The following is a 553-nucleotide window of genomic DNA, read 5'->3' as shown; positions in this document are numbered from 1 at the left end:
TCCAGCGGAGCCGCCGCAGGCACGTAGGTTTCTCCGCTGCGCAGCCGCCACTCCTTCACTTCGTCGTTCTCGATAATGACGCCGCCGTCGCTGCCGTATATATCAAGCCGCGAGCAGAAGCCCGGGTAAGCCGCCGTATTGCCTTCGATCAGTCCGATCGCGCCGGACTTGAACTTGACCGCGGCCACTCCGATATCTTCGACCTCGATTCGTTCATGCGCTCTGGTGGCGCAATAAGCGAACACTTCGTCGACCGGCCCCATGATATATTGCAGCAGATCGATATAATGGATCGACTGGTTCATCAATGCGCCGCCGCCGTCCAGCGCCCATGTGCCGCGCCAGCCGTTGCCGTCGTAGTAGCTCTGCGGCCGGTACCACTTCGTATGCGACGCGCCGAAGTTCAATTGACCGAGCTTCCCCGCATCGACGGCCTGCTTCAATTGCACGATGGCCGGATCGTATCGGTGCTGGGAGATGCAGATCAACTTGACGCCGTGCTTCCGACACGCCTCGATCAGACGGTCCGCGCTGTCCAGCGTAATGTCGATCG

At 60.4% G+C, this 553-nt stretch carries 1 protein-coding gene; it reads right to left on the bottom strand.

Annotation, left to right across the window (positions count from 1 at the left end; all coding sequences use genetic code 11):
- Positions 1 to 553 (bottom strand): Gfo/Idh/MocA family protein (locus PAT3040_RS26520; protein WP_146200565.1); only part of this gene is annotated, 553 nt, incomplete at both ends.

Source organism: Paenibacillus agaridevorans (genome assembly GCF_003112455.1).
GTDB lineage: Bacteria > Bacillota > Bacilli > Paenibacillales > Paenibacillaceae > Pristimantibacillus > Pristimantibacillus agaridevorans.
The sequence above is the reverse complement of the archived record's forward strand: the minus strand, read 5'-3'. Positions and strand labels throughout refer to the sequence as shown.